This window comes from Paraburkholderia adhaesiva (assembly GCF_021390575.1).
GTDB lineage: Bacteria > Pseudomonadota > Gammaproteobacteria > Burkholderiales > Burkholderiaceae > Paraburkholderia > Paraburkholderia adhaesiva.
The window spans coordinates 2,284,297-2,307,785 of record NZ_JAJEJQ010000001.1; the positions used below are offsets into that span (position 1 = coordinate 2,284,297).

22 protein-coding genes are annotated in these 23,489 nt (G+C 64.1%); 2 read left to right on the plus strand and 20 right to left on the minus strand.

Going from position 1 to position 23,489, the window contains the following annotated elements; all coding sequences use genetic code 11:
• Positions 1-99: 99 nt before the first annotated feature.
• From L0U80_RS10355 to L0U80_RS10365, 3 genes are read right to left on the minus strand one after another with little or no spacing between them, the layout of a single operon-like run.
• Positions 100-897 carry a MetQ/NlpA family ABC transporter substrate-binding protein gene (locus L0U80_RS10355; RefSeq protein WP_233863887.1) on the minus strand — a complete coding sequence of 266 codons (798 nt, stop codon included), beginning with the start codon at positions 895-897 and terminating at the stop codon, positions 100-102.
• Between the two features lie 53 nt (positions 898-950).
• Positions 951-1,604 carry a methionine ABC transporter permease gene (locus L0U80_RS10360; protein WP_233863888.1) on the minus strand — a complete coding sequence of 218 codons (654 nt, stop codon included), beginning with the start codon at positions 1,602-1,604 and terminating at the stop codon, positions 951-953.
• Positions 1,594-2,628 carry a methionine ABC transporter ATP-binding protein gene (locus tag L0U80_RS10365; RefSeq protein WP_233863889.1) on the minus strand — a complete coding sequence of 345 codons (1,035 nt, stop codon included), beginning with the start codon at positions 2,626-2,628 and terminating at the stop codon, positions 1,594-1,596. The genes L0U80_RS10360 and L0U80_RS10365 overlap by 11 nt, the downstream gene beginning before the upstream one ends.
• A gap of 364 nt (positions 2,629-2,992) precedes the next feature.
• Between L0U80_RS10365 and L0U80_RS10370 the strand changes: the two genes are divergently transcribed.
• The gene (locus L0U80_RS10370) at positions 2,993-3,841 is read left to right on the plus strand and encodes an alpha/beta hydrolase (protein ID WP_233865859.1); all 849 of its coding nucleotides are present in this window, start codon (positions 2,993-2,995) and stop codon (positions 3,839-3,841) included.
• A gap of 15 nt (positions 3,842-3,856) precedes the next feature.
• On the opposite strand, the gene L0U80_RS10375 is transcribed toward L0U80_RS10370, so the two are convergent.
• Entirely contained in the window at positions 3,857-4,669 is an 813-nt protein-coding gene (locus L0U80_RS10375; RefSeq protein ID WP_233863890.1) for an enoyl-CoA hydratase, read from the minus strand.
• 143 nt (positions 4,670-4,812) lie between these two features.
• On the minus strand, positions 4,813-5,739 hold the full coding sequence (locus L0U80_RS10380) for a histone deacetylase family protein (protein ID WP_233863891.1): 927 nt from the start codon (positions 5,737-5,739) through the stop codon (positions 4,813-4,815).
• Positions 5,740-5,940: 201 nt separating this feature from the next.
• On the opposite strand from L0U80_RS10380, the gene mltB reads away from it, so the two are divergent.
• Complete coding sequence (mltB, locus tag L0U80_RS10385; protein ID WP_233863892.1) at positions 5,941-7,185, plus strand: lytic murein transglycosylase B; 1,245 nt, start codon at positions 5,941-5,943, stop codon at positions 7,183-7,185.
• Positions 7,186-7,316: 131 nt separating this feature from the next.
• On the opposite strand, the gene cysM is transcribed toward mltB, so the two are convergent.
• The 15 genes from cysM to serC all read right to left on the minus strand — a co-directional run bounded on the left by cysM (position 7,317) and on the right by serC (position 23,428).
• Positions 7,317-8,219, minus strand: a complete 903-nt coding sequence (cysM, locus tag L0U80_RS10390; protein WP_233863893.1) for a cysteine synthase CysM — start codon at positions 8,217-8,219, stop codon at positions 7,317-7,319.
• A gap of 359 nt (positions 8,220-8,578) precedes the next feature.
• Positions 8,579-8,947 carry a ComEA family DNA-binding protein gene (locus L0U80_RS10395; protein ID WP_233863894.1) on the minus strand — a complete coding sequence of 123 codons (369 nt, stop codon included), beginning with the start codon at positions 8,945-8,947 and terminating at the stop codon, positions 8,579-8,581.
• Between the two features lie 78 nt (positions 8,948-9,025).
• Positions 9,026-10,018 (minus strand): ADP-glyceromanno-heptose 6-epimerase, encoded by a 993-nt coding sequence (gene rfaD / locus L0U80_RS10400; RefSeq protein WP_233863896.1) that lies wholly within the window; start codon positions 10,016-10,018, stop codon positions 9,026-9,028.
• Between the two features lie 105 nt (positions 10,019-10,123).
• On the minus strand, positions 10,124-11,128 hold the full coding sequence (gene rfaE1, locus L0U80_RS10405; protein ID WP_233863897.1) for a D-glycero-beta-D-manno-heptose-7-phosphate kinase: 1,005 nt from the start codon (positions 11,126-11,128) through the stop codon (positions 10,124-10,126).
• A complete protein-coding gene (locus L0U80_RS10410) occupies positions 11,109-12,515 on the minus strand; it encodes a UDP-glucose dehydrogenase family protein (RefSeq protein ID WP_233863898.1) in 1,407 nt (468 codons plus the stop codon). The genes rfaE1 and L0U80_RS10410 overlap by 20 nt, the downstream gene beginning before the upstream one ends.
• Before the next feature lie 114 nt (positions 12,516-12,629).
• The gene (gene lapB / locus L0U80_RS10415) at positions 12,630-13,805 is read right to left on the minus strand and encodes a lipopolysaccharide assembly protein LapB (protein ID WP_233863899.1); all 1,176 of its coding nucleotides are present in this window, start codon (positions 13,803-13,805) and stop codon (positions 12,630-12,632) included.
• Between the two features lie 65 nt (positions 13,806-13,870).
• Positions 13,871-14,164: a lipopolysaccharide assembly protein LapA domain-containing protein gene (locus L0U80_RS10420; RefSeq protein ID WP_233863900.1), complete on the minus strand. Its 294-nt coding sequence runs from the start codon at positions 14,162-14,164 to the stop codon at positions 13,871-13,873.
• A 301-nt stretch (positions 14,165-14,465) separates the two neighbouring features.
• On the minus strand, positions 14,466-14,789 hold the full coding sequence (locus L0U80_RS10425) for an integration host factor subunit beta (protein WP_111487974.1): 324 nt from the start codon (positions 14,787-14,789) through the stop codon (positions 14,466-14,468).
• 26 nt (positions 14,790-14,815) lie between these two features.
• Positions 14,816-16,546, minus strand: coding sequence for a 30S ribosomal protein S1 (rpsA, locus tag L0U80_RS10430; RefSeq protein WP_233863901.1), 1,731 nt, complete (start codon positions 16,544-16,546; stop codon positions 14,816-14,818).
• 192 nt (positions 16,547-16,738) lie between these two features.
• Positions 16,739-17,458: a (d)CMP kinase gene (gene cmk, locus L0U80_RS10435; RefSeq protein WP_233863902.1), complete on the minus strand. Its 720-nt coding sequence runs from the start codon at positions 17,456-17,458 to the stop codon at positions 16,739-16,741.
• A 19-nt stretch (positions 17,459-17,477) separates the two neighbouring features.
• Complete coding sequence (aroA, locus tag L0U80_RS10440) at positions 17,478-18,782, minus strand: 3-phosphoshikimate 1-carboxyvinyltransferase (RefSeq protein WP_233863903.1); 1,305 nt, start codon at positions 18,780-18,782, stop codon at positions 17,478-17,480.
• A gap of 53 nt (positions 18,783-18,835) precedes the next feature.
• Positions 18,836-19,759, minus strand: a complete 924-nt coding sequence (locus tag L0U80_RS10445) for a prephenate dehydrogenase (protein ID WP_233863905.1) — start codon at positions 19,757-19,759, stop codon at positions 18,836-18,838.
• 34 nt (positions 19,760-19,793) lie between these two features.
• The gene (hisC, locus tag L0U80_RS10450; protein ID WP_233863907.1) at positions 19,794-20,906 is read right to left on the minus strand and encodes a histidinol-phosphate transaminase; all 1,113 of its coding nucleotides are present in this window, start codon (positions 20,904-20,906) and stop codon (positions 19,794-19,796) included.
• A gap of 316 nt (positions 20,907-21,222) precedes the next feature.
• On the minus strand, positions 21,223-22,305 hold the full coding sequence (gene pheA / locus L0U80_RS10455; RefSeq protein ID WP_233863909.1) for a prephenate dehydratase: 1,083 nt from the start codon (positions 22,303-22,305) through the stop codon (positions 21,223-21,225).
• A gap of 40 nt (positions 22,306-22,345) precedes the next feature.
• Positions 22,346-23,428: a 3-phosphoserine/phosphohydroxythreonine transaminase gene (gene serC / locus L0U80_RS10460; RefSeq protein WP_233863911.1), complete on the minus strand. Its 1,083-nt coding sequence runs from the start codon at positions 23,426-23,428 to the stop codon at positions 22,346-22,348.
• Between the last annotated feature and the right edge of the window lie 61 nt (positions 23,429-23,489).

Sequence of the window (23,489 nt, forward strand, 5' to 3'; positions counted from 1 at the left end):
ACAATAGCGAACGGTCGTGCTATTTTAGGCGGATCACAACCCAGGCTCAAGTCCGGGTTCCGACTGATATCTCTAAACCGAAAACTGTGGGTCGGCACATCACCACGCAGCGATCACCGCGCCGCCGAACTTCGACTCGATGTACTGCTTCACTTCCGCCGAGTGGTAAGCCGCCACGAGCTTGCCCACCCACGGCTTGCTGCGGTCGGCATCGCGGATCGCGATGATATTCACGTACGGGCCCTTCGGGTCCTCGATCGCAATCGCGTCCTGCTTCGGCTTGAGGCCTGCTTCCATCGCGAAGTTGGTGTTGATCGCGGCAGCATCGACGTCGGCGAGCGAGCGTGGGATCTGCGCCGCATCGAGTTCGACGATCTTCAGCTTCCTGGGGTTTTCCACGATGTCGAGCGGCGTCGCCTTCAGGCCCGCGTCCGCGCGCAGTTTGATCAAGCCCTGCTTCTCAAGCAGCAGCAATGCCCGGCCGCCATTCGTCGGATCATTGGGCACCGCGATTTTCGCTCCAGGCTGCAGTTCCGTGAGCGACTTGACCTTCTTCGAGTAGATACCCATCGGGAAGGTCACGGTATCGGCGACACGCACAAGCTTGTAGCCGCGGTCCTTCACCTGCGCGTCCAGATACGGCAAATGCTGGTAGCTGTTCGCGTCGAGGTCGCCGCCTGCGAGCGCCGCGTTCGGCTGCACGTAGTCGGAGAACTCAACGATCTTGATTGTCAGGCCGTTCTTCGCCGCGACCTGCTTCACCACCTCCATCACCTGCTCGTGCGGGCCGCCTGTCACGCCCACCTTGATGGTCTCGTCGGCTTGCGCGCCGAACGAGGCGAAGAGCGTTGCCGCCCCGAGCGCCACGGCGATACGGATCATGAAACGACGTTGCATGCCAAACCCCTGCCTTGAGTTGTAGTTATCAGAACGGCGCCAGATTAGTAGTGCTATTTATGGCTCAAGCGACGCACGAGCCAGTCACCGAACGACTGCACGATCTGCACGAACACGATCAGGATCACGACGACGATCAGCATCACCATGGGTTCGAAGCGCTGATACCCGTAGCGGATACCGAGATCGCCAAGACCGCCGCCGCCGATCGCGCCCGCCATCGCCGAATAGCCGACGAGCGAAATAAACGTGATCGTCAGCCCCGCGACGACGCCAGGCAGCGCCTCGGGCAACAGCACCTTGAAGACAATCTGGCGCGTGCTCGCACCCATGGCCAGCGCGGCTTCGATGAGACCGCGGTCGACTTCGCGCAACGCCGTTTCGACGAGACGCGCGATGAACGGCGCGGCCGCGATCGTGAGCGGCACGATGGCGGCAGCCGTGCCGATCGACGAGCCCACCACGAGGCGCGTGAACGGAATCACAGCGACGAGCAGGATGATGAACGGCGTCGAGCGCACGGCGTTGACGATCGCACCCATCACGCGATTCACGCCGAGGTTCTGGAGCACACCGTCCCTGTCGGTCAGATAGAGCAGCACGCCGAGCGGCACGCCGAGGGCGGCACCCACGACGCCGGAGATGCCCACCATCACGAGCGTCTCCCAGAACGACTGGACGAACATGTCGAACATTTCACTCCACATGGGACAGTTCCTCCACCACCACGCCCTGCTCGCGCAACCAGGCGATCGCCTGCGCCACCTTCGCCGGATCGCCGCTCGCGAGCACCGCGAGCGAGCCGAACGCCTGCCCCTGGATCTCGTCGATCTGGCCGTGCAGGATATTGAAATCGAGTTCGAAGCGACGGATCGTCTCCGAAAGCACGGGCGCATCGACACCCGTGCCCGTGAACGCGAGGCGAAGCAGATGACCGCTGCCCTTCGCGAGGCGCTCGGCCACGCGAGCCTTGAGCGCGGGCGGCAGTTCCTGCGCGATCACGTCGCCGAGAAGCGCGCGCGTCACTTCGTGGCGCGGCTGCAGGAACACGTCGATCACGGGACCGGTCTCCACGACGCGGCCCGCATCGAGCACGGCCACGCGATCGCAGACCTGTTTGATCACTTCCATCTGGTGCGTGATCATCACGATCGTCAGGTTCAGTTCCCGATTGATCTTGCGCAGCAGGTCGAGGATCGCGCGCGTCGTTTCGGGGTCGAGCGCGGACGTCGCTTCATCGGAGAGCAGCACTTTCGGCTTGCTCGCGAGCGCGCGCGCGATGCCGACGCGCTGCTTCTGCCCGCCGCTGATCTGCGACGGATAACGGTCCTTCTGCGCACCCAGCCCGACGAGGTCGAGCAGAGGTAGCACTGTCTCGTCGATCTGCGCGCGCTTCATGCCGGCGAGTTCGAGCGGCAGCGCGACGTTGTCGAACACGGTGCGCGACGAGAGCAGATTGAAGTGCTGGAAGATCATGCCGATCTCGCGTCGCGCCTCGCGCAGCGCAGCGGGCGCGAGCGACGTGAGCGTGCGGCCGTTGACGATGATGTCGCCTTCGGTGGGTCGCGTGAGCAGGTTGATGGTGCGCACGAGCGTGCTCTTGCCCGCGCCACTGCGCCCGATGATGCCGAACACCTCACCTGGGGGGATCGTCAGATTGACGTTGTGCAGCGCCTCGATCCAGCCTTGTGGGCCGGCAAAGCGTTGCGACACATTGCGTATTTGGATCATGAAAAAACGAAACGGCGGGCGCGCCGCGCGCCACGCACGTCCGGGCCCATCACATGAACGGACCGGAAATGCCGCGCGCCAGCAGACTGCCGCCGTTGCTGGTCTGATTTTGACGCCAGATTTTACCCTGGCACGCTAAATTCACTTTAATAATCAATTCCGATGCCTTCATAACCCGGCGGCATTAGAGGGTCGCTGCGGCGCGCCGGCAGTGGCATGGGCGCTATGATCTGGCGGCGCCCCGCCCCAGCCGATAACCGATAACAAACGCACAAGAACGAGGAGAGCGATGATGGAGACCACCCCGCCGTTCGAAGTCTCCGTACACGACACTGCGCCAACCGCGGTACCCGAAACGTCGACGCTGCACACGCGCGACGGCATCACATTGCCGCTCTACGTCTGGCGCACGACCGCGACGCCGCCACGCGCGGCCATTGCGCTGCTGCACGGCCTCGCGGAGCACGCGGGACGCTATGCGGCATTCGCAGCGGACATGAACGCGGCGGGTATCGATGTATTTGCGATCGATCTGCGCGGTCACGGCCACGCAAGCGGCCGCCGCACATGGGTGACGCGCTTCGACGAATATCTGGAGGACGCGCAGGCGCTCGTCGTCCACGCGGGCGCAACGTGCGCGCCGCAAGCCACGCCGCTGTTCCTGATGGGTCATAGCATGGGCGGCACCATCGCCGCGCTCTACGCCATCGAGCGCGCGCCGCGAGACGGGGTGCCGCTAGCGGGCTTGCTGCTGTCGAGCCCCGCGCTCGCGCCCGGGCGCAACGTCCCGGCGTGGATGATCGCCGCAAGCCGCGCGATCAGCGCGATCTGCCCGCGCTTTCCCGCGATGAAGGTCGACGCGGCCCTGCTGTCGCGCGACGAGGCGGTGGTCGCCGCGAACCGTGCCGATCCTCTCGTCCATCACGGTGGAATCCCGGCACGCACAGGCGCCGAGGTGCTGGAAGCGATGCGGCGCATTGAAGCGGGACGCGCATCGCTGCGTCTGCCCCTGCTGATCTGGCACGGCACCGAGGACAAGCTCACGGAGCCGGACGGCAGCCGGGCCTTCGGCACTCACGCAGGCTCGCCCGACCGCACACTGATCCTCTACAAAGGCAGCTATCACGAGACGCTGAACGACATCGACCGCGAGCGCGTGATCGACGCGATGATCGACTGGATCGGCTCGCACTGCCGGCCGGCCAGTCGCTAAAGCGTCACTTCGGCTTTACTTCGTGCCGCGCCGCTCGATGAACGCCTGAATACCGTCGAGCGCGGGGTCGGTCATCATGTTGCAGGCCATCGTCTGGCCCGCCAGTTGATATGCGGCTTCGATGCCCATTTCGAGCTGCCGGTAAAACAGTCCCTTGCCCGCCTGCACCGCTTCGCGCGACTTCGCGCAAATGCTCGCCGCGAGCGCGGTCACAGCTGCGTCGAGTTCGTCGGGCGGGACCACGCGGTTCACGAGGCCCTCGCGCTGCGCGGCGGCGGCGTCGATGAAGTCGCCCGTCATCAGCATTTCGAACGCCGCCTTACGCGAGACGTTGCGCGTGAGCGGCACGGCGGGGGTCGAGCAGAACAGGCCGAGATTGATGCCCGACACGGCAAATCGCGCGGTATCGACAGCGACGGCAAGATCGCACATTGCGACGAGCTGGCAACCCGCCGCGGTCGCGACGCCGTGCACGCGCGCGATCACGGGCTGGGGCATTTTCTGGATCGTCAGCATCAGCTTCGAGCAGCGCCCGAAGAGCTGCACGTAGTAGTCGCGCGACGGCGCCGCGCGCATTTCCTTGAGATCGTGTCCCGCGCAGAACGCGCGTCCGGCGCCCGCGATCACAACGACGCGCGCCGACGAGGACGCAAGCGCGCTCAGGTGTTCCTGTAGCGCATCGATGAGCCCCTCGGAGAGCGCGTTGAACGCGTCGGGGCGATTGAGCGTAAGCAGGGCGACGCCGGGCACGCCATACGCGTCGTGCGTCAGTTCGACGAGCGGCATAGCGGCGTCGACAACAGCCGATGAGGACGGGTGAGCGCTCATGTCAGATCTCCTTCAATGTCGATGCACAATATCGCGCGGCACGCCGAACGAAGCGACGCGATGCGCGCGAGGCGATTAGGGGGACAAACTGGGTCAAGCGGAGACCAGGCGGAACCAGGCCGACGCAGCAGAACGCAGTGCGCTCAGAAATCGGCGAGCGTACGCAAATGCGCAACGACGCTTCGCGCGAGCGCGGAAAGGTTGTAGCCACCCTCGAGGCAACTCACAATGCGCCCCTTGGCGTAACGCTCGGCAATCGTGCGGATTTGCCCAGTGATCCACGCGAAGTCGTCCTCGACGAGACCCATGTTGCCGAGATCATCCTCGCGGTGCGCGTCGAAGCCCGCCGAGATGAACACCATCTCCGGCTTGAATTCGTGCAGACGCGGCAGCCACAGCAGATCAATCGCTTCGCGCACATCCATGCCCTTCGTGCGCGCAGGCAGCGGCACATTGACCATGTTCGGCGCCACATTGTCGGCGCCCGAGAACGGATAGAACGGATGCTGGAAGATGCTGCACATCAGGACGCGAGAGTCGCCCGCGAATGCCGCCTCCGTGCCATTTCCGTGATGTACATCAAAGTCGATGACCGCGACACGCGAAAGACCGTGCACTGCCAGTGCATGCCGCGCCGCGACGGCGACGTTGTTGAAAAAACAGAATCCCATGGCCCGCGCAGGCTCGGCGTGGTGGCCCGGTGGACGGATGGCGCAGAACGCGTTCTCGTAGCGGCCCTCGATCACGGCGTCGGTGGCGGCGATCGCGGCGCCGGCGGCGCGCAACGCAGCCTGCCAGGTATGCGGATTCATCGACGTGTCGGCGTCGATCGCCGCGTAGCCTTCCGACGGGGACGTGTTACGGACAAAGTCGATATGTGCCTGCGTATGCACACGCAATAGCGCCGATTCGTCGGCGAGCGGTGCCGACTCGTCGCGCTCGATCAACATATCGATGCGGCTCGCAATCAGTTGATCTTCGATGGCTTGCAGGCGCGCCGGGCATTCGGGATGCCATTCGCCCATTTCGTGCAGCAGGCAGTCGGGGTGCGAAAAAAATCCGGTTGTCATATGTCGTCGTACGTGCCGCGGCACATGCGTCGCCGCGTGTCTCCATCCATGGGGCGCGTCGGATTGCGCGCACAGCCATCACGTTACCACAGCGGCCCTTTCTGTCAGGGCCGCACAGCCCCGAAATGCCTCGGTTCCAGCCGAAACGCTCGGGTATACTTCCCCGGTTCACTTACCCTCGCTCGAACCACGCCGCTTCCCATGACGCTCCAGTCCGTTCTGTCAGTCCCCGGTCGCCTGCGCACCACGATTCTCGCCCTTGCATGCAGCACAGCGCTGCCGCTCATGAGCGGTGCGGCGCTGGCGCAGACGCGGCAGCACCCGCCGCTCACCGTCGCGCAGGCACAACCGCAAACACCCACGCAGCAGGGGCAGACGTTCGAAGAGGAAATCGTCCCTCAGCGTTACGTGAACAACCCGGACGTCGAAGCGTTCATCAACGACATGGTGGCCCGCTACGACTTCGACCCGAACACACTGCACGCCCTCTTTGCGAGCGCGAGCTACTCGGCGACGGCGGTGAAGCTCGTCACACCCTCGCCCACGCCGGGCATCAAGAACTGGCGCGCGTACCAGGCGCGCTTTCTCGACCCCGTGCGCATCAACGCGGGCGTGAAGTTCTGGCGCGAGAACGAGGCCACGCTGCAGCGCGCGGCGGACAAGTTCGGCGTGCCGCCGGAGGTGATCGTCGGCATCATCGGTGTCGAGACGATCTACGGGCGCTACATGGGCAACTTCCGCGTGCTCGACGCGCTCACGACGCTCGCCTTCGACTATCCGAACACGCCGAACCGAGCCGACCGGGAAGTGACCTTCCGCAAGAATCTCGAAGATTTTCTGGTGTGGACGCGCGACTCGCAGATCGACGCGACGTCGGTGCTCGGCTCGTATACGGGCGCGATCGGCATCCCGCAATTCCTGCCGAGCAGCATCGTGCAATACGCCGTCGACTTCAGCGGCGACAATCACATCGACCTGCGCACGAATGCGGCCGATGCGATCGGCAGCGTCGCGAACTATCTGAAGCAGAACGGCTGGGAGACGGGCCGTCCGGTGGTGTGGAGAATCGCTGCCGACGCGGGCAGCCAGGGCATAGCACAGGCCGCCGCGGACGGAACGCCGGAACCGCACTGGCCGCTGGAACAATTGCTGCGCTCGGGGCTCGTGCTGAACGAGCCGGGCGTGGACGTCGTAGCTGAAGCGGGCACGCCCGTCACGATCGTCGATCTGCCGACACCGGGACGTGCGACCGAATACAAGCTCGGGCTGAAGAACTTCTACGTGCTCACGCGCTATAACCGCAGCTTCTTCTACGCGCTCGCGGTGTATCAACTGGGTCAGCGCGTCAAGGCGCAGATGCTGGCGACGCAGTCGAACGCCGGAAGCGGCGCTGCAAATGGCGGGACGACTCCGCCGACACCAGCACCTGCGGCGGGCCAGCAGTAACGGGCACGCTGGAGGCGGCCACGCGCCGCCTCACCCACGTCGTCCGATTGACTCGATTTGACCCGCGACGTTTCGCGCGAGTGCAGCCGGTGCACGCGGCCGGATCCGCCGTTCACGCGCGACAACGTCGCTCAAGCGGGGAACACGCCCGTCGATAGATAGCGGTCACCGCGATCGCAGACGATAAACACGATCGTGGCATTCTCAAGCTGGCGCGCGAGACGCATGGCCACCTCGCAAGCCCCGCCCGACGAAATCCCCGCGAAAATGCCTTCGACCGAAGCGAGACGACGCGCCATCGTTTCGGCGGCGGCCTGGCTCACGTTCTCGACACGATCGACGCGGCTACGGTCGAAGATCTTCGGCAGATAAGCCTCGGGCCACTTGCGGATACCCGGAATGCGCGAGCCCTCTTCCGGCTGCGCACCGACGATCTCGATAGCCGGATTCTGCTCCTTCAGAAAATGCGACACGCCCATGATCGTGCCGGTCGTGCCCATCGACGAAACGAAGTGCGTGATGCGGCCCTCCGTGTCGCGCCAGATTTCAGGGCCGGTGGCCTCGTAATGCGCGAGCGGATTGTCGGGGTTCGCGAACTGATCGAGGATGATGCCCTTGCCGTCGCGCTGCATCTGCTCGGCGAGATCGCGCGCGTATTCCATGCCGCCCTTCACGGGCGTGAGCAGGATTTGCGCGCCATAGGCGGCCATGCTCTGACGGCGCTCGACCGAGAGGTCCTCCGGCATGATCAGCAGCATCTTGTAGCCGCGGACCGCTGCGGCCATCGCTAGCGCGATGCCCGTGTTGCCGCTCGTCGCCTCGATCAACGTATCGCCCGGCTTGATACGGCCACGCTCTTCGGCCTTGCGGATCATCGAAAGTGCCGGGCGATCCTTCACCGACCCCGCCGGATTGTTGCCTTCCAGCTTGGCGAGGACGACGTTGTTGCGAGCGCGGATTTCATCGTCCGGCAGACGGACTAGTTGCACGAGCGGCGTATTGCCGATGGTGTCTTCGATAGTTTTGTATGACATGACTGATTGCGATCGGGCGCGGCGCCTTGCAAGGCGCCATTGACGTGATTGACCTGATGAACCGATTCTAAACCACGCGGCAATCCCGCGCCGTTGACCCCTGGCCGCCATAGGGCCGTAATGTGCTCTCCCGGCACGCCCGCTGTGCCATTTCCGGTGCGCACAGGTAAGCGCAGACGTTCGCGCGGCCTGGCCCCGGCGTGACATTCGCTGCCCGCGCGGAGCACGCAAAAAAGACCCGCAGCCCGTACTGCGGGTCAACGCCGCCGAAGCGGCGCCTGAAGGATACGTGAACGGTCCCGGCACGCGCGGAGCAACCGCCGCGAATGGCCGACGGGAATGGACGTGCTAGTGCGGGACTACTTCTTGATCGTCACCGTGGTAGCGGGTTGACCGGGTGGCGCTGTCTTCGCCTGAGCCGTCTGCGTCATCGTGTCGCTCGGGCCACTCTGGCCGGCTTGCGTGTTTGCCGGCCCGACCGACAATCCTTCGCTCTGCAGACGTTCGACCGTATGGCCGCCCATGCCCTTCACGCGCTTGCCGAGGTCGGCGGAATCCTTGAATGGGCCGTGCGCTTCGCGCTCGTCGAGGATGGCTTTGGCCTTGGCGGGCCCGATGCCCTTGATGCCGCGCAGGGCGTCCTCATTGGCTGTATTGACGTCGACCGCCGCGATCGCGTGGCCGAATGCGGCGAGCAGCAGAGCTGCCGCGAGCAGTTTCCTGAACATGCTGGATCTCCCTTGAAACCGCCTGCCGGCGACCATCGCCGGCAGGGAGAGACCAGTTTAGAAAGTTGCGGCTTCGAATTACACCTGGCCAGACAGCCAACGTACGTAGCGATCGACACCTTCCTGAACCGTCAGGAACGGTGCGTCGTAGCCGGCCGCACGCAGCTTCGACTGATCGGCCTGGGTGAAGCACTGGTACTTGCCACGCAGCGCGTCGGGGAACGGGATGTATTCGATCAGACCGTGTTGCACCTGCTCGTCGAGCGTCAGCGGCGCTTCGCCCTTCATCGCGCGCAACGTGTTGACCACGGTGCTCGCGATATCGTTGAACGGCTGTGCACGGCCGCTGCCGAGGTTGAAGATGCCGCTCTTCTCGGGGTGATCGAAGAAAAACAGGTTGACCTTCACGACGTCCTCGACCGACACGAAGTCGCGCGTCTGCCCGCCCGGCCCGTAGCCGTTGTATTCGCCGAAAAGCTTCACATGGCCGTCGGCACGGAACTGGTTGAAGTTGTGGAACGCCACCGATGCCATGCGGCCCTTATGCGTTTCGCGCGGGCCGTAGACGTTGAAGTAGCGAAAACCAGCGATCTGGCTTTGCGCGGTGGGCAGCACGCGACGGATCACCTGGTCGAACAGGAACTTCGAATAGCCGTAGACGTTCAGCGGCGCTTCCACTTCGCGCTCTTCGACGAAGCGGGTCGATCCGCCATAGACCGCAGCCGACGATGCATACAGGAACTGCGCGCGCTGCGCGAGGCAGGCGTCGAGGACCGCGCGGCTGTAGCGGAAGTTGTTGTCCATCATGTAGCGGCCGTCGGTTTCCATCGTGTCCGAACAGGCGCCTTCGTGGAACACCGCACGCACCTTGCCGAAGTCGCCGCGTGCGAAGCGTTCGACGAACTCGGTCTTGTCGATGTAATCGTCGATCTCGCAGTCGACGATATTCCGGAACTTGTCTGCGCGCGTGAGGTTGTCGACGGCGATGATGCGGTTTTCGCCGCGCTCGTTGAGCGCCTTGACGATGTTGCTGCCGATGAAGCCAGCCGCGCCGGTCACGATGAGGGTCATGGTGTGCCTGTGATGAGGGGGTCGCGTCGCGCACGAAGCGCACCGCCGTCGACGCCACGTACCGGTTGGATACGCAGCGCGCGGGCGGTGGCCGCGCGCGCAACGTCAGTGAAAGAGTTCGTCGTAGTCGACGGTGGCCGTGCCGAGCTTGCCGACCACGATGCCCGCAGCGCGGTTCGCGAGCGCGACGCCCTGCACGAGCGGCAGGCCCGCGCCGAGCGAGACCGCGACAGTCGCGATCACCGTGTCGCCGGCGCCCGACACATCATACACTTCGCGTGCGTCGGCCGGCGCGTGCAGCACGCCCGCGTCGGTGAACAGCGTCATGCCCTCCTCCGAGCGCGTGAGCAGCAGCGCATCGAACTGCAATTCGCGGCGCAGTTTCGTCACGCGCGCAAGCAGGTCCTCTTCCGACTTCCAGGTGCCCACCACTTCGCGCAGTTCCGCGCGGTTTGGCGTGATGACGCTCGCGCCGCGATAGCGCTCCCAGTCGTCGCCTTTCGGATCGACGAGCACGGCCTTGCCCGCTGCGCGCGCCGTGGCAATCATCTGCGTGACGTGCGTGAGACCGCCCTTCGCGTAGTCGGACATGAGGATCACGTCGTGCGACGGCAAAAGCGCGTCGAAGCGTGCGAGGCCCGCGAGCAGCACTTCGTGTGCCGGCGTGTTTTCGAAGTCCACGCGCAGCAACTGCTGCTGGCGCGACAGCACGCGCAGCTTGATCGTCGTGGGTAGCGCGGGATCGCGTTCGAGAAACGCGTTCACACCGCTTTCGCCGAGCAGCTCGACGATGCGCTCACCCGGCTCGTCATGACCGACCACGCAGAGCAGCCCCGCCTGCGCACCGAGCGCGACGGCGTTTCGAGCGACGTTCGCTGCACCGCCGAGGCGGTCCTCCTGGCGCTGCACGTGCACGACGGGCACGGGCGCTTCGGGCGAGATACGGTTGACGTCGCCGAACCAGTAGCGGTCGAGCATGACGTCGCCCACCACGAGCACGCGCGATGCGGCGAACTTCTCGCGCGGCACGTGCTCGACGGCAGGCGCGAGCGTCGCGCCGGGCGGGATACCCGCGCCAGGCGTCGCTGAATCAGACTGCAGGGGTTGCATCCGTTGCAAGCTTGACATGCGGCCGCCCAATCGATTGATAGTCAATGCCGAGTTCCGCCATGGCGTCCGGCTCATAGAGATTGCGCCCGTCGAATATACGCGGCGCCTTGAGCACCGACTTCAGATGAACGAAGTCCGGCGCCTTGAATGCGGTCCATTCCGTGACGATCACGAGCGCGTCGCCGCCCACGAGCGCCTCGTCCTGGCTCGATGCGAACGTGAGGCGGGCAAGCAGTTCCGGCGCCTGCTTGAGGTCGAGCGCGAACACACGTTTTGCTTCGTCCGTCGCGACCGGATCGTACGCGGTCACCGTCGCCCCGCGCAAAAGCAGCGCTTCGATCACACGGCGGCTCGACGCTTCGCGCATGTCGTCGGTGTTCGGCTTGAACGCGAGGCCCCACACGGCGAAGTGCCTGCCCGTCAGGTCTTCGCCGAAGGCGTCGAGAATCTTGCGCACCAGCACTTCCTTCTGGCCGTGATTCACGTCCTCGACGGCTTCGAGAATGCGCAGGTTCTGCCCCGATTCCGCGGCAGTGCGAATCAGCGCCTGCACGTCCTTCGGGAAGCATGAACCGCCGTAGCCGCAGCCCGCATAGAGAAAGTGATAGCCGATGCGCGGATCGGAACCGATACCGCGCCGCACCGATTCGATATCGGCGCCCACGCGGTCGGCAAGATTCGCCATTTCGTTCATGAACGAGATACGCGTGGCCAGCATCGCGTTGGCGGCGTACTTCGTGAACTCGGCGGAACGCACATCCATGTAAATCGTGCGCTCGTGATTGCGGTTGAACGGCGCGTAGAGGCGCTTCATCTTCTCGCGCGCGACGTTGCCCTGTTCGTCTTCGTCGATACCGATGATGATGCGGTCCGGCCGCATGAAATCCTCGACGGCCGCGCCTTCCTTCAGAAACTCGGGGTTCGAGACGACCGAGAAGCCGTGCTGCGCGCTGCCCGCGAGGCCGCGTTTCGCGATTTCCTCGGCGAGCACGTCATGCACGCGCTGCGCCGTGCCGACGGGCACCGTCGACTTGTCGACAACCACCTTGAAACCGTTCATATAACGGCCAATGCTGCGCGCCGCTTCGAGCACGTACTGGAGGTCGGCGGAACCGTCCTCGTCGGGCGGGGTGCCCACGGCGATGAACTGCACGTCGCCATGCTCGACGCTCGCGGCAATGTCCGTTGAAAACGTGATACGGCCCGCCGCGCGATTGCGCGCGATCAGTTCGAGCAGGCCCGGTTCGTGGATCGGCACGCCGCCGGCGTTCAGGATGTCGATCTTGCGCGGATCGACATCGAGGCAGAACACGTCGTGACCGATTTCGGCCAGGCACGCCCCGGTGACGAGGCCGACATAGCCGGTACCGATAATGGTGATTTTCATACGCGCTCCGGTAACAGATTCTGATGTTGGGTGGGTGGAAGACCGCGCGGCCGGAGAGGACCGTTGGCAGACGCGCCATTCAAGAGCGTCGTCCGCGCGAAGGCCACCGGACGGTCAGCTCGAGGCGGGAACCGGCTCGACGCGACGCGGCGCATAGGTTTCCCAGCCGCTGCACCCCGGGCACTGCCAATAGAAGAGGCGCGCCCGGAAACCGCAATTCTGGCATGTATAACGTGGCAGATTTTTGGTGCGCTGCTGGAGCAGCGAGCGCATCAGTTCGAGTTCGCTGCGGCGCGGCTCCTCGGCGGTGGCCTGCTGTGCTTCAAGCAGCCGCGACATGCCAGCGAGATTCGGCGACTTCTGCATCTGCGCGCGAGCGAGCGCGTGCGCCGCATCGGCGCCACGCAGGGCCGCCACGTGCTTGTAGGCGACGTCGAGCAGATCGTTCGACGGATACGCATCGACCCATTGAGTCAGCAACTGCGCACCCTCATCGGCACGGCCAAGCGACTCGTAGGCCTTCATCACCTTCTCGGCAACGAGCGGCAGATACGCGGGATTTTGTTCTTCCACGCGGCGCCACTGCGCGAGCGCGGACTCGCCGGCCCCGCTCGCCGCATCGACGTCGCCGCCGAGGATCGTCGCCCGGACGTTGTGCGGATTTGCCTTCAGCGCCAACGCAAGTTGACGTCGCGATTCGTCGGGCTTTTTCTGCTGCAGCGCTTCCTGCGCGAGTTCGCAGTGGAACTGCGCGATTTCGAGGTCGAGCGAGCCCGCGCCCATCTTTTCGAGCTGACGTGCGGTGTCGATCGAGCGGTTCCAGTCTTTCTCGATCTCGTAGATCGTGAGCAACGCGCGCTGCGCACCTTGCGCGTAGTCGCCCGACTGCAGCGAGACGAACGTCTCTTCCGCGCGATCGAGCAAGCCCGCCTTCAGATAGTCCTGGCCGAGTTCGTAGAGCGCGTGGTCGCGTTCGTTGACCGGCAGATCGGGCCGCGAAAGCAGGTTCTGGTGCACGCGGATTGCGCGGTCGGTCTCGCCGCGGCGACGGAACAGGTTACCGAGTGCGAAGTGCAGTTCGACCGTTTCGGGATCGAGTTTGGCCACCTCGATGAACGCGTCGATGGCCTTGTCCGGCTGCTCGTTGAGCAGGAAGTTCAAGCCGCGGAAATACGAACGCGGCAGATTTGCGCTTTCGGACAGGAGCGCCTTAAGGTCGTAGCGCGACGCCATCCACCCGAGCGCGAAAGCGACGGGAATGACGAGGAGCCACCAGAAATCGAGATCCATGCGAGCGATGGTGTAAGCGGAAAGATAAACCGCGCGCCTTCAATGCACGCGGCAATACGGTCAATTCAGATGAGCGGCGGCAGTGGCGGTTCGGCGACGGGCGTGGGGGTCTCGCGTGCCGTGCGCAGGTCCCGCTTCAGGCGACCGTTCTCCATGCGCAGCCGGAACATGGCGGGCAGTGCAGACAGCAGCCCGGCGAGCAGCCCGACCACGAAAAACGCGAGGCCGATCAGGATCAGCGGAGCTTGCCACGCATACCCGGCAAGGAAGTTCAACGTCGAGGGTTGCGTGTTCGCCAGTGCGAGGACGAGCAGCAACACGAACACCAGCACACGGATCACCCAGGCGATCAATCTCATGAAGAATCTCTTGGCAGTTGCAGGGAACGCACCGGCGAGGTGCCGGCGACGGCCGCCATACTGCGCCGCAGCACGAGCCGCGCAGAAGTGACCCGTATTGTAATTGAACGCCTGGCGAGCGGGCACCCGCACGAAAATGTGCCGCACCGCTGCCGAACATAGCGCCTGCGGGTGAGAGCAGAAAACAGGCAAAAATGGTGGGCGAAAAAAAAGCGCCCTAAGGCGCTTTTTCTGGTCCATGCGTCTGGCCAACCGATTGGCCGCCGGCGATCGATGAGATCGCCGAAGCTGCGAGCAACGCTTACAGATCGTCGTCCGGCTCGTCTGCCTTCAACGGCTCACCCGAGCGCCGGTCCACGCGCTCGCGCAATTCCTTACCGGGTTTGAAGTGCGGCACGAACTTCTCGGGCACCAACACTTTTTCCCCCGACTTCGGATTGCGTCCGACACGCGACGGCCGGCGGTTCAGGCCGAAGCTGCCGAAGCCGCGAATTTCGATGCGATGGCCCTTCGCAAGCGCGTCGGACATCGCATCGAGCATCGTTTTGACCGCGAAATCCGCATCCTTGAGAACAAGTTGCGGAAATCGCGTAGCCAGCTGCGCGACCAATTCTGATTTGGTCATACTTCAGCTGCCCCCGTTTTTGAGGCTTACTGGTTCTGGCCGTCGAGCTTGGCCTTCAGCAGCGCGCCCAGGTTCGTCGTGCCGGTGGCAGCCGCACCCGAGTCAACCGACATGCTGCGCAGTGCTTCTTGCTGCTCAGCCGAGTCCTTCGCCTTGATCGACAGGTTGATGCCACGCGACTTGCGATCGATGTTGATGATCATCGCGTTGACCTTGTCGCCTTCCTTCAGCACGTTGCGAGCATCTTCCACGCGATCTTGCGCGATTTCCGAAGCACGCAGGTAGCCTTCGACGTCGGCGTTCAGCGTGATCACAGCGCCCTTGGCGTCGACCGACTTGACGATACCGTCGACGATGGCACCCTTGTCGTTCATGGCAACGAAGTTGCTGAACGGGTCGCCTTCGAGCTGCTTGATACCGAGCGAGATGCGTTCCTTCTCGACGTCGATGCCCAGAACCACAGCCTCGACTTCGTCGCCCTTCTTGTACTTGCGCACGGCTTCTTCGCCGGTTTCGCTCCACGACAGGTCGGAGAGGTGAACCAGGCCGTCGATGCCGCCAGGCAGACCGATGAACACGCCGAAGTCGGTGATCGACTTGATCGCGCCCTGGAGCTTGTCGCCCTTCTTGAAGTTGCGGCTGAAGTCATCCCACGGATTCGGCTTGCACTGCTTCATGCCGAGGCTGATACGGCGGCGGTCTTCGTCGATCTCGAGGACCATGACTTCGACTTCGTCGCCCAGCTGGACAACCTTCGACGGAGCAACGTTCTTGTTGGTCCAGTCCATTTCCGAAACGTGGACGAGGCCTTCGATGCCCGACTCGACTTCGACGAACGCGCCGTAGTCGGTGATGTTCGTGACCTTGCCGAACAGGCGCGTGCCCGACGGGTAACGGCGCGAGATGCCTTCCCACGGATCGTCGCCCAGTTGCTTGATACCGAGCGAAACGCGGTTCTTTTCCTGGTCGAACTTGAGGATCTTAGCCGTGACTTCCTGGCCAACCGACAGCACTTCCGACGGGTGACGCACGCGACGCCATGCGATGTCGGTGATGTGCAGCAGGCCGTCGATGCCGCCGAGGTCCACGAACGCGCCGTAGTCGGTGATGTTCTTGACCACGCCGTTGACGATCGCGCCTTCCTTCAGCGTTTCGAGCAGCTTTGCGCGCTCTTCGCCTTGCGTGGCTTCGATCACTGCGCGGCGCGACAGCACGACGTTGTTACGCTTGCGGTCGAGCTTGATGACGCGGAATTCGAGGGTCTTGCCTTCGTACGGCGTCGTGTCCTTGACCGGACGCGTGTCGACGAGCGAACCCGGCAGGAACGCGCGGATGCCGTTGACCATGACGGTCATGCCGCCCTTGACCTTGCCCGTGATCGTGCCGGTCACGAGTTCGTTGTTGTCGAGAGCCTTTTCCAGCGACAGCCACGAAGCGAGACGCTTCGCCTTGTCGCGCGACAGGATCGTGTCGCCGTAGCCGTTTTCCAGCGCGTCGATCGCGACGGAAACGAAATCGCCCGCCTGAACCTCAACCTCGCCTGCGTCGTTCAGGAATTCCTCGAGCGGAATGTAAGCCTCGGACTTCAGGCCAGCGTTGACGACCACGAAGTTGTGGTCAACGCGCACGACTTCGGCGGAGATAACTTCGCCGGCGCGCATGTCCTGGCGGGTCAGCGACTCTTCGAACAGAGCCGCGAAAGATTCGGTATTGGGGGTGGAGGTTTGCAGGTCGGACATAAAAATCTGGATTTGCATGGATTTTGCGCGGCGATTTACTGCAGCTTTCACTGCATGCCGGTCATACGACCGGTTGCGCCTTCTTGCCGGAACACCTGTTCACAGCGCAACTGCAAAATGCCATACGGGGTTAAAGGGTTTAACACACGCACCGCTCACGCGGAGCACCACTGCTACTTCTTACTACTACTGCTTTTACGACTCTTCAACTCACGCTGGCCTGGCTTGCCCGTCGTGATGACGGAGCGGCATCGCGTGGCTTTCCCGGTACCACTGCACCACCTGATCGACCGCTTGATCGATCGATAGCGCCGAGGTATCGAGCAGCATTGCATCCTCCGCAGGCTTGAGCGGCGCGGCTGCGCGACCACTGTCGCGCGCATCGCGTTCACGCAAATCCCGGAGTAAGTCATCCATATTAGCAGAAAATCCCTTCTGGATCAATTGCTTATGCCGGCGGGCCGCGCGGGCCTCCACACTGGCGGTCAGAAACACCTTCAGGACGGCATCCGGGAAGATCACCGTGCCCATGTCGCGGCCGTCCGCGACGAGTCCCGGCAGCTTGCGGAACGCCCGCTGGCGCGCCACCAGCGCCGCGCGCACCTGCGGATGCGCCGCGATCACCGACGCCCGGTTGCCGACCGCCTCCTGGCGAATTTCGCTCGACACGTCCGCACCGTCGAGCTGTGCGAGCCCTTCGCGGAACGTGATGTGCAGGTCGTCGACGAGCTTGGCCAACCCGTCGGCGTTGTCGGGCTCGATTGCATAGCGCACGCTCGCGAGCGCCGCGAGGCGGTACAGCGCGCCGCTATCGAGCAGGTGAAACCCGAGATGCGCGGCGACCAGCGTGGCCACCGTGCCCTTGCCGGATGCGGTCGGACCGTCGATCGCGATGACGGGGGTTGGATAAAAGGGGCGGGACGATTTCATGCTGGCGACGAACTCGGCTTCAAGGTTGCGTGAGCGTAAGGAAACGCTCGAAGTAATCGGGGAACGTCTTGCCGACGCATTTCGGATCGTTGATGCGCACCGGCACGCCGCCGAGGCTCACGAGCGAGAAACACATCGCCATGCGGTGGTCGTCGTAGGTGTCGATGGCGGCGTTCGGCGTGAGTTGTGCGGGCGGACGCACGATCAGGTAGTCGGGGCCCTCTTCCACATCGGCGCCGACCTTGCGCAGTTCTTTCGCCATCGCGGCGATGCGGTCGGTTTCCTTCACGCGCCAGCTCGCGATGTTGCGCAGCGTCGTCGCGCCGTCCGCAAACAGTCCTGCTACGGCGATCGTCATCGCGGCGTCGGGGATCAGGTTGAAGTCCATATCGATCGGCGCGAGCTTGCCGTGGTCGTTGCCGATGCCGCGAACCTCGATCCAGTCGTCCGCCATCGTCACGTTCGCGCCCATGCGGCCGAGCGCTTCGGCAAAGCCGATGTCGCCCTGAATGCTCGCGCGACCCACGCCCTCCACGCGCACGGGCCCGCCACCGATCGCACCCGCGGCGAGGAAATACGAAGCCGACGAGGCGTCGCCCTCGACCATGATCTTGCCCGGCGACTGATAACGCACGCCGGACGGCACTTCGAAGCGATGCCAGCCGTGACGTGTCACCGTCACGCCAAAGCGCTCCATCAGCTTGATCGTGATCTCGATGTACGGCTTCGAGATCAATTCGCCTTCCACCTGGACGACGCTCACGCCGTCCTGGGCACGCACGAGCGGCAGCGTCATCAGGAGCGCCGTGAGGAACTGGCTCGACACGTCGCCGCGCACGCGGATGGGCTCATTCACCGTGATCTGCGACGGACGGATGCGCAGCGGCGGAAATCCCTCGTTCTCCTCATAGTCGATCGTGGCGCCGATCTGGCGCAGACCGTCCACGAGATCGCCGATGGGCCGCTCGTGCATGCGCGGCACGCCGTGGATGCGATAGTCGCCGCCGTTGACCGCGAGCGCGGCCGTAAGCGGCCGCACTGCGGTGCCTGCGTTACCGAGGAACAGATCGGCACGGCGCGCTGTGAACGCACCGCGCGTGCCCTGCACGACGCAGGTGTCGCCGTCGATCCTGAGCTTCACGCCGAGCGTCTGAAGCGCGTCGAGCATGACGCGCGTGTCGTCGGAGTCGAGCAGGTTCGTGATCGTCGTCTCGCCTTCGGCCAACGCCGCGAGCAGCAGCACGCGGTTCGAGATGCTCTTCGAGCCGGGTAGACGGATCGTGCCGGCCGCATGGGAGAACGGTCCGAGATCGAGATATTCCATGAACGTGTCCTGAGAGTTCGGTCGGGCGCTGGTTTATCGGCTCATTTGCCGGCTTATTTGTCGGGGGCCGCATCGGCGGCGCGCTTGCCGCCGCGCTCCTGCCACGCGGTACGCGCCGCACGCGATCGCGCAAACAGCGTCTCGAGCGCGGCGCCGTCGCCGGCGTCGATAGCGGCACGCAGTTTCGCGAGCACTTCAGTGTAGCCGTCGAGTTCGGCGAGCAGCGCGCTACGGTTCGCGAGGCAGACGTCGCGCCACATTTCGGGGCTCGACGCTGCGATGCGCGTGAAATCGCGGAAGCCGCCTGCCGCGAATGACAACTTGAGTTCAGCATCGGGCGACGCGAGGATCTGATCGACGAGCGCGAACGACAACACGTGCGGCAGATGGCTCACCGACGCAAATACGCGGTCATGCTGCGCGGCGCTCATCGTGCCGATCACGGCTCCGACCTCGCGCCACATCGCGGCAATGCGCTCGACGGCTTCGGGTGCATTCTCCGCGAGCGGGCACAGCACGACGTTGCGGCCGACGTAGAGTTCGGGCAGCGCGGCCTCGACGCCGCTCGACTCGCGGCCCGCGATCGGATGCCCCGGAACGAACTGGGCGATGCGCGTGCCGAGCACCAAGCGCGCGGCGTCGATCACGTCGCTCTTGGTGCTGCCCGCGTCGGTGATGAGCGTCTGCGCTTCGAGGTGCGGCACGATGCGTTCGAGCAACGCGCGCGTCTGCGCAACAGGCGCGGCGAGCAGCACGATATCGGCGCCCTTGAGCGCTTCGGCGAGAGCCGCATCGTCATCGAGCGTTGCCGCGGCGTCGATCACGCCCAACTCGAGCGCGCGCTCGACCGCATGCAGACGTCGCCCTACGCCGATCACGCGCCCTTTTGCGCCACGCTCGCGCAAGCCGCGCGCAAGCGATCCGCCAATCAGGCCGACGCCGAAGATCACCAGTTTGCTGAAGGAAAACGCGCTCACGACATCACCGGAAGGAGGAAAACAAGGGCGGCACTCATGCTCTCGCAAGAGTGCGCTCGAGCGCGGTGAGAAACGCTGCATTTTCTTCGGGCAGGCCAATCGTCACGCGCAGCCACTGCGGCAGCCCGTAGTTGCCGACCGGCCGTACGATCACACCCTCTTTGAGCAATTCGAGGTTCACGCGATCGCCCGCGCCATTGTCATTGCCCACCCGCACCAGGACGAAGTTGCCGTCCGACGGCACGTATTCGAGGCCAAGACGCTCGAACGCGGCGGTCAGCGTCCGATAGCCTTCGGCGTTCAGCGCGGCGCTCTTCTGCAGAAATTCCGCATCGCCGAGCGCGGCGATCGCCGCGGCTTGCGCGAGCGTGTTCACGTTGAACGGCTGGCGCAGACGGTTCAGCAGATCGGTCAGTGCAGGCTGGGCGATGGCAAAGCCGATGCGCAGGCCCGCAAGCCCATAGGCCTTCGAGAACGTGCGCGAGACGACCAGGTTCGGATAGCGACGCACCCACGCGATCGAGTCGTAACGCTTGCCGGCGGCGAGATACTCCGTGTACGCCTCGTCGAGAACCACCACGACGTCTCGCGGCACCTTCGCGATGAACGCTTCGAGCGCCGCACCGTCGATGAAGGTGCCGGTCGGGTTGTTCGGATTCGCGACGAAGATTAGGCGCGTGTCGTCAGCGATGTCCGCGAGCATCGCGTCGAGGTCGTGACCGTACTGCACGGCAGGCGTCACAAGATGGCGCGCGCCCACACCCTGCGTGGCGAGCGCGTAGACCGCGAACGAGTACTGCGAGTAGACGATCGACTGACCGCGCTCGACGAACGCATGCGCCGCGATTTCGAGAATGTCGTTGCTGCCGTTGCCGAGCGTGATCCACTCGGGCGGCACGTCGTAGCGCGCGGCCAGCGCGGCCTTCAGTTCGAACGCGTTCGAATCCGGATAACGACCCAGATCGCTCGCTGCCTGCGCCATCGCGCGCTGCGCCGACTCGGGCATGCCGAGCGGATTCTCGTTCGACGCCAGCTTCACGATACGCGCCTCGTCGAGCCCGAATTGCCGGGCGACTTCCGAAATCGGCTTGCCCGCGATATATGGCGCGATTGCGCGCACGTATTCAGGGCCGAATTGCGTTGTCATGCGTTTCTCCTGTCGATCGCACTTAGTGCTTCAGCACTTAGTGCGATCCCATGCAAAGCTGTCGACCGCACTTGGTGCTTCAGCACTTAGTGCGGTCCCATGCAAAGCTGTCGATCGCACCTAGTACTTCAGCACCTGGTGCGATCCCATGCAAAGCTGTCGATGCCAGTTGGCGCTTTAGCGCTTACTGGCATCCCATGCAGAGCGGTCGATGACAGTTAGCGATTTACCGCTCACTGTCAGCCCATGCAGAGCCCGGCCACAGGCCCAATGGCATCAGCGGATCTGTATCAGAACGGCGGCGCCGTGCGCCGCCTTAGCGCGTGCGAGGATACGAGCCGAGGATCTTCAGATACGCGGCCTTCTTGCCCAGCTCGTCGAGCGCAGCGACCACGCCGGGATCATCGCGATGGCCTTCGAAGTCGATGTAGAAGTAGTACTCCCACGTACCGACGCGCGCCGGACGCGACTCGAAGCGCGTCATCGACACACCGTAGCGTGCTAGCGGCTCGAGCAGCTTGTAGACGGCACCCGGTTCGTTCTTCACCGATACGATCATCGACGTCTGGTCATGGCCCGACGGCCCCGACAGCTGCTTGCCGATCATCACGAAACGCGTGCGGTTATGCGGATCGTCCTGAATCAACGCGTTCGAGATCAAGAGTCCGTAGTGCGTGGCGGCGCGCTCGCCGGCAATGGCCGCGACGGTCGGGTCAGCCGCGGCAAGACGCGCGGCCTCGGCGTTGCTCGAAACGGTCTGCCGCTCCAGTTGTGGCACGTTCGCCGTCAGCCAGTGCTGGCACTGCGCGAGCGCCTGCGGATGCGCGCACACGCGCGTCACGCCGGTCAGGTTCCCGCTTTGCGTCATGAGATTGTGCTGGATTGGCAGCGCAATCTCGCCGCCGATCACGAGCTGCGTCTCGAGGAACAGGTCGAGCGTGCGCGACACGGCGCCCTCCGCCGAATTCTCGACCGGCACGACGCCGAACTCGGCTGCACCCGCTTCCACCGAGCGGAACACCTCGTCGATCGACGGGCACGGCAGGCCTTCGATCGACTGGCCGAAGTACGCGTACATCGCCTGCTCGGTGTACGTACCCACCGGGCCGAGATAGGCGGCAGTGAGCGTCTTTTCGAGCGAGCGGCTCGCGGCCATGATCTCGCGCCAGATCGCGCTGATGTGATCATTGCCGAGCGGCCCCGCGCTCAACTCCTGCAGGCGCGCGATGACCTGCAGTTCGCGCTCGGGACGGAACACCGGCGCGTTGTAGTGCTTCTTGACCTCGCCCACTTCGAGCGCGACCGCCGCCCGCTGGTTCAGCAGTGCGATGAGCTGCGTATCGATCGCGTCGATACGCTCGCGCAGTGGTTTGAGTTTTGAATTGAGTTCGTCGTCCATGCGTGAAACCGGCAATCAGAAAGGATGCGCGAGGAAGCGCTCACGCGTGCTTTGCTTCGAATTCCGACATGTACTCGACCAGTGCTTTCACTGCATCGAGCGGCACCGCGTTGTAAATCGACGCCCGCATGCCGCCGACGGACTTGTGGCCCTTCAGCTGCAACAGCCCGCGCGCCTTCGCGCCGGCAAGGAAATCTTCGTTACGTGTTTCGTCGGCGAGGAAGAACGGGACGTTCATCCGCGAGCGCGCGCGGCGCTCCACCTTGTTGATGTAGAAGCTGCTCGCGTCGATCGCGTCGTAGAGCAGCTTCGATTTTTCTATGGCGCGAGCCTCCATGGCGGCGAGACCGCCCTGGCGCTTCAACCACTTGAACACAAGCCCGGAGATATAGATCGCGTAGGTCGGCGGCGTATTGAACATGGAGTTGTTCGCGGCGACCGTCTTCCATTCGAACGCGGACGGGCAGATCGACATCGCGCGATCGAGCAGGTCCTCGCGCACAATCACGACCGTTACGCCGGCCATGCCGATGTTCTTCTGCGCGCCGCCGTAGAGCACGCCGTATTTGGCGATGTCCATCGGACGCGACAGGATGTGCGAGGAGGCGTCCGCGACGAGCGGAATGTCACCGAGATCCGGAATTTCGAAGGTCTCGACGCCGTCGATCGTCTCGTTCGTGCACAGGTGCACGTAAGCGGGATCGTCGGAAAGCTGCCACTCGCTTTTCGGCGGCGAGTGCGTGAACCCCTCGGCCGTGCGGCCCGTCGCGGCGATATGCGCCGCGCCGTACTTGAGCGCTTCCTTCTGCGACTTCTGCGACCACGAGCCGGTGATCACAAAGTCGGCGCGCGGCTTCACACCGAACAGGTTGAGCGGAACGATGGCGTTTTCGCCGATACCGCCGCCCTGCAGAAACAGGATGTGGTGGCTCGCCGGGACCTCCATCAGTTCACGCAGGTCGAGCAGCGCCTCGCTGTGAATCTGCATGAATTCCGGGCCGCGATGGCTCATTTCCATCACGCTCATGCCGCTGCCGTGCCAGTCGAGCATTTCATCGGCGGCCTGGCGCAGCACCTCTTCGGGCAAGGCAGCAGGTCCGGCGGAGAAGTTGAAGACGCGCATCGTAAGGAGATCCCCGAGGCAGGCGCTGCGGCAAATAAGGCCGGAAACCGCGCCCGAAAAA

What these genes read in the sequence shown, in the direction of transcription:
- L0U80_RS10355 (WP_233863887.1), bottom strand. Translation starts at nt 897, where the DNA reads ATGCAACGTCGTTTCATGATCCGTATCGCCGTGGCGCTCGGGGCGGCA.
- L0U80_RS10360 (WP_233863888.1), bottom strand. Translation starts at nt 1,604, where the DNA reads ATGTGGAGTGAAATGTTCGACATGTTCGTCCAGTCGTTCTGGGAGACG.
- L0U80_RS10365 (WP_233863889.1), bottom strand. Translation starts at nt 2,628, where the DNA reads ATGATCCAAATACGCAATGTGTCGCAACGCTTTGCCGGCCCACAAGGC.
- L0U80_RS10375 (WP_233863890.1), bottom strand. Translation starts at nt 4,669, where the DNA reads ATGAGCGCTCACCCGTCCTCATCGGCTGTTGTCGACGCCGCTATGCCG.
- L0U80_RS10380 (WP_233863891.1), bottom strand. Translation starts at nt 5,739, where the DNA reads ATGACAACCGGATTTTTTTCGCACCCCGACTGCCTGCTGCACGAAATG.
- mltB (WP_233863892.1), top strand. Translation starts at nt 5,941, where the DNA reads ATGACGCTCCAGTCCGTTCTGTCAGTCCCCGGTCGCCTGCGCACCACG.
- cysM (WP_233863893.1), bottom strand. Translation starts at nt 8,219, where the DNA reads ATGTCATACAAAACTATCGAAGACACCATCGGCAATACGCCGCTCGTG.
- L0U80_RS10395 (WP_233863894.1), bottom strand. Translation starts at nt 8,947, where the DNA reads ATGTTCAGGAAACTGCTCGCGGCAGCTCTGCTGCTCGCCGCATTCGGC.
- rfaD (WP_233863896.1), bottom strand. Translation starts at nt 10,018, where the DNA reads ATGACCCTCATCGTGACCGGCGCGGCTGGCTTCATCGGCAGCAACATC.
- rfaE1 (WP_233863897.1), bottom strand. Translation starts at nt 11,128, where the DNA reads ATGCAACCCCTGCAGTCTGATTCAGCGACGCCTGGCGCGGGTATCCCG.
- L0U80_RS10410 (WP_233863898.1), bottom strand. Translation starts at nt 12,515, where the DNA reads ATGAAAATCACCATTATCGGTACCGGCTATGTCGGCCTCGTCACCGGG.
- lapB (WP_233863899.1), bottom strand. Translation starts at nt 13,805, where the DNA reads ATGGATCTCGATTTCTGGTGGCTCCTCGTCATTCCCGTCGCTTTCGCG.
- L0U80_RS10420 (WP_233863900.1), bottom strand. Translation starts at nt 14,164, where the DNA reads ATGAGATTGATCGCCTGGGTGATCCGTGTGCTGGTGTTCGTGTTGCTG.
- L0U80_RS10425 (WP_111487974.1), bottom strand. Translation starts at nt 14,789, where the DNA reads ATGACCAAATCAGAATTGGTCGCGCAGCTGGCTACGCGATTTCCGCAA.
- rpsA (WP_233863901.1), bottom strand. Translation starts at nt 16,546, where the DNA reads ATGCAAATCCAGATTTTTATGTCCGACCTGCAAACCTCCACCCCCAAT.
- cmk (WP_233863902.1), bottom strand. Translation starts at nt 17,458, where the DNA reads ATGAAATCGTCCCGCCCCTTTTATCCAACCCCCGTCATCGCGATCGAC.
- aroA (WP_233863903.1), bottom strand. Translation starts at nt 18,782, where the DNA reads ATGGAATATCTCGATCTCGGACCGTTCTCCCATGCGGCCGGCACGATC.
- hisC (WP_233863907.1), bottom strand. Translation starts at nt 20,906, where the DNA reads ATGACAACGCAATTCGGCCCTGAATACGTGCGCGCAATCGCGCCATAT.
- pheA (WP_233863909.1), bottom strand. Translation starts at nt 22,305, where the DNA reads ATGGACGACGAACTCAATTCAAAACTCAAACCACTGCGCGAGCGTATC.
- serC (WP_233863911.1), bottom strand. Translation starts at nt 23,428, where the DNA reads ATGCGCGTCTTCAACTTCTCCGCCGGACCTGCTGCCTTGCCCGAAGAG.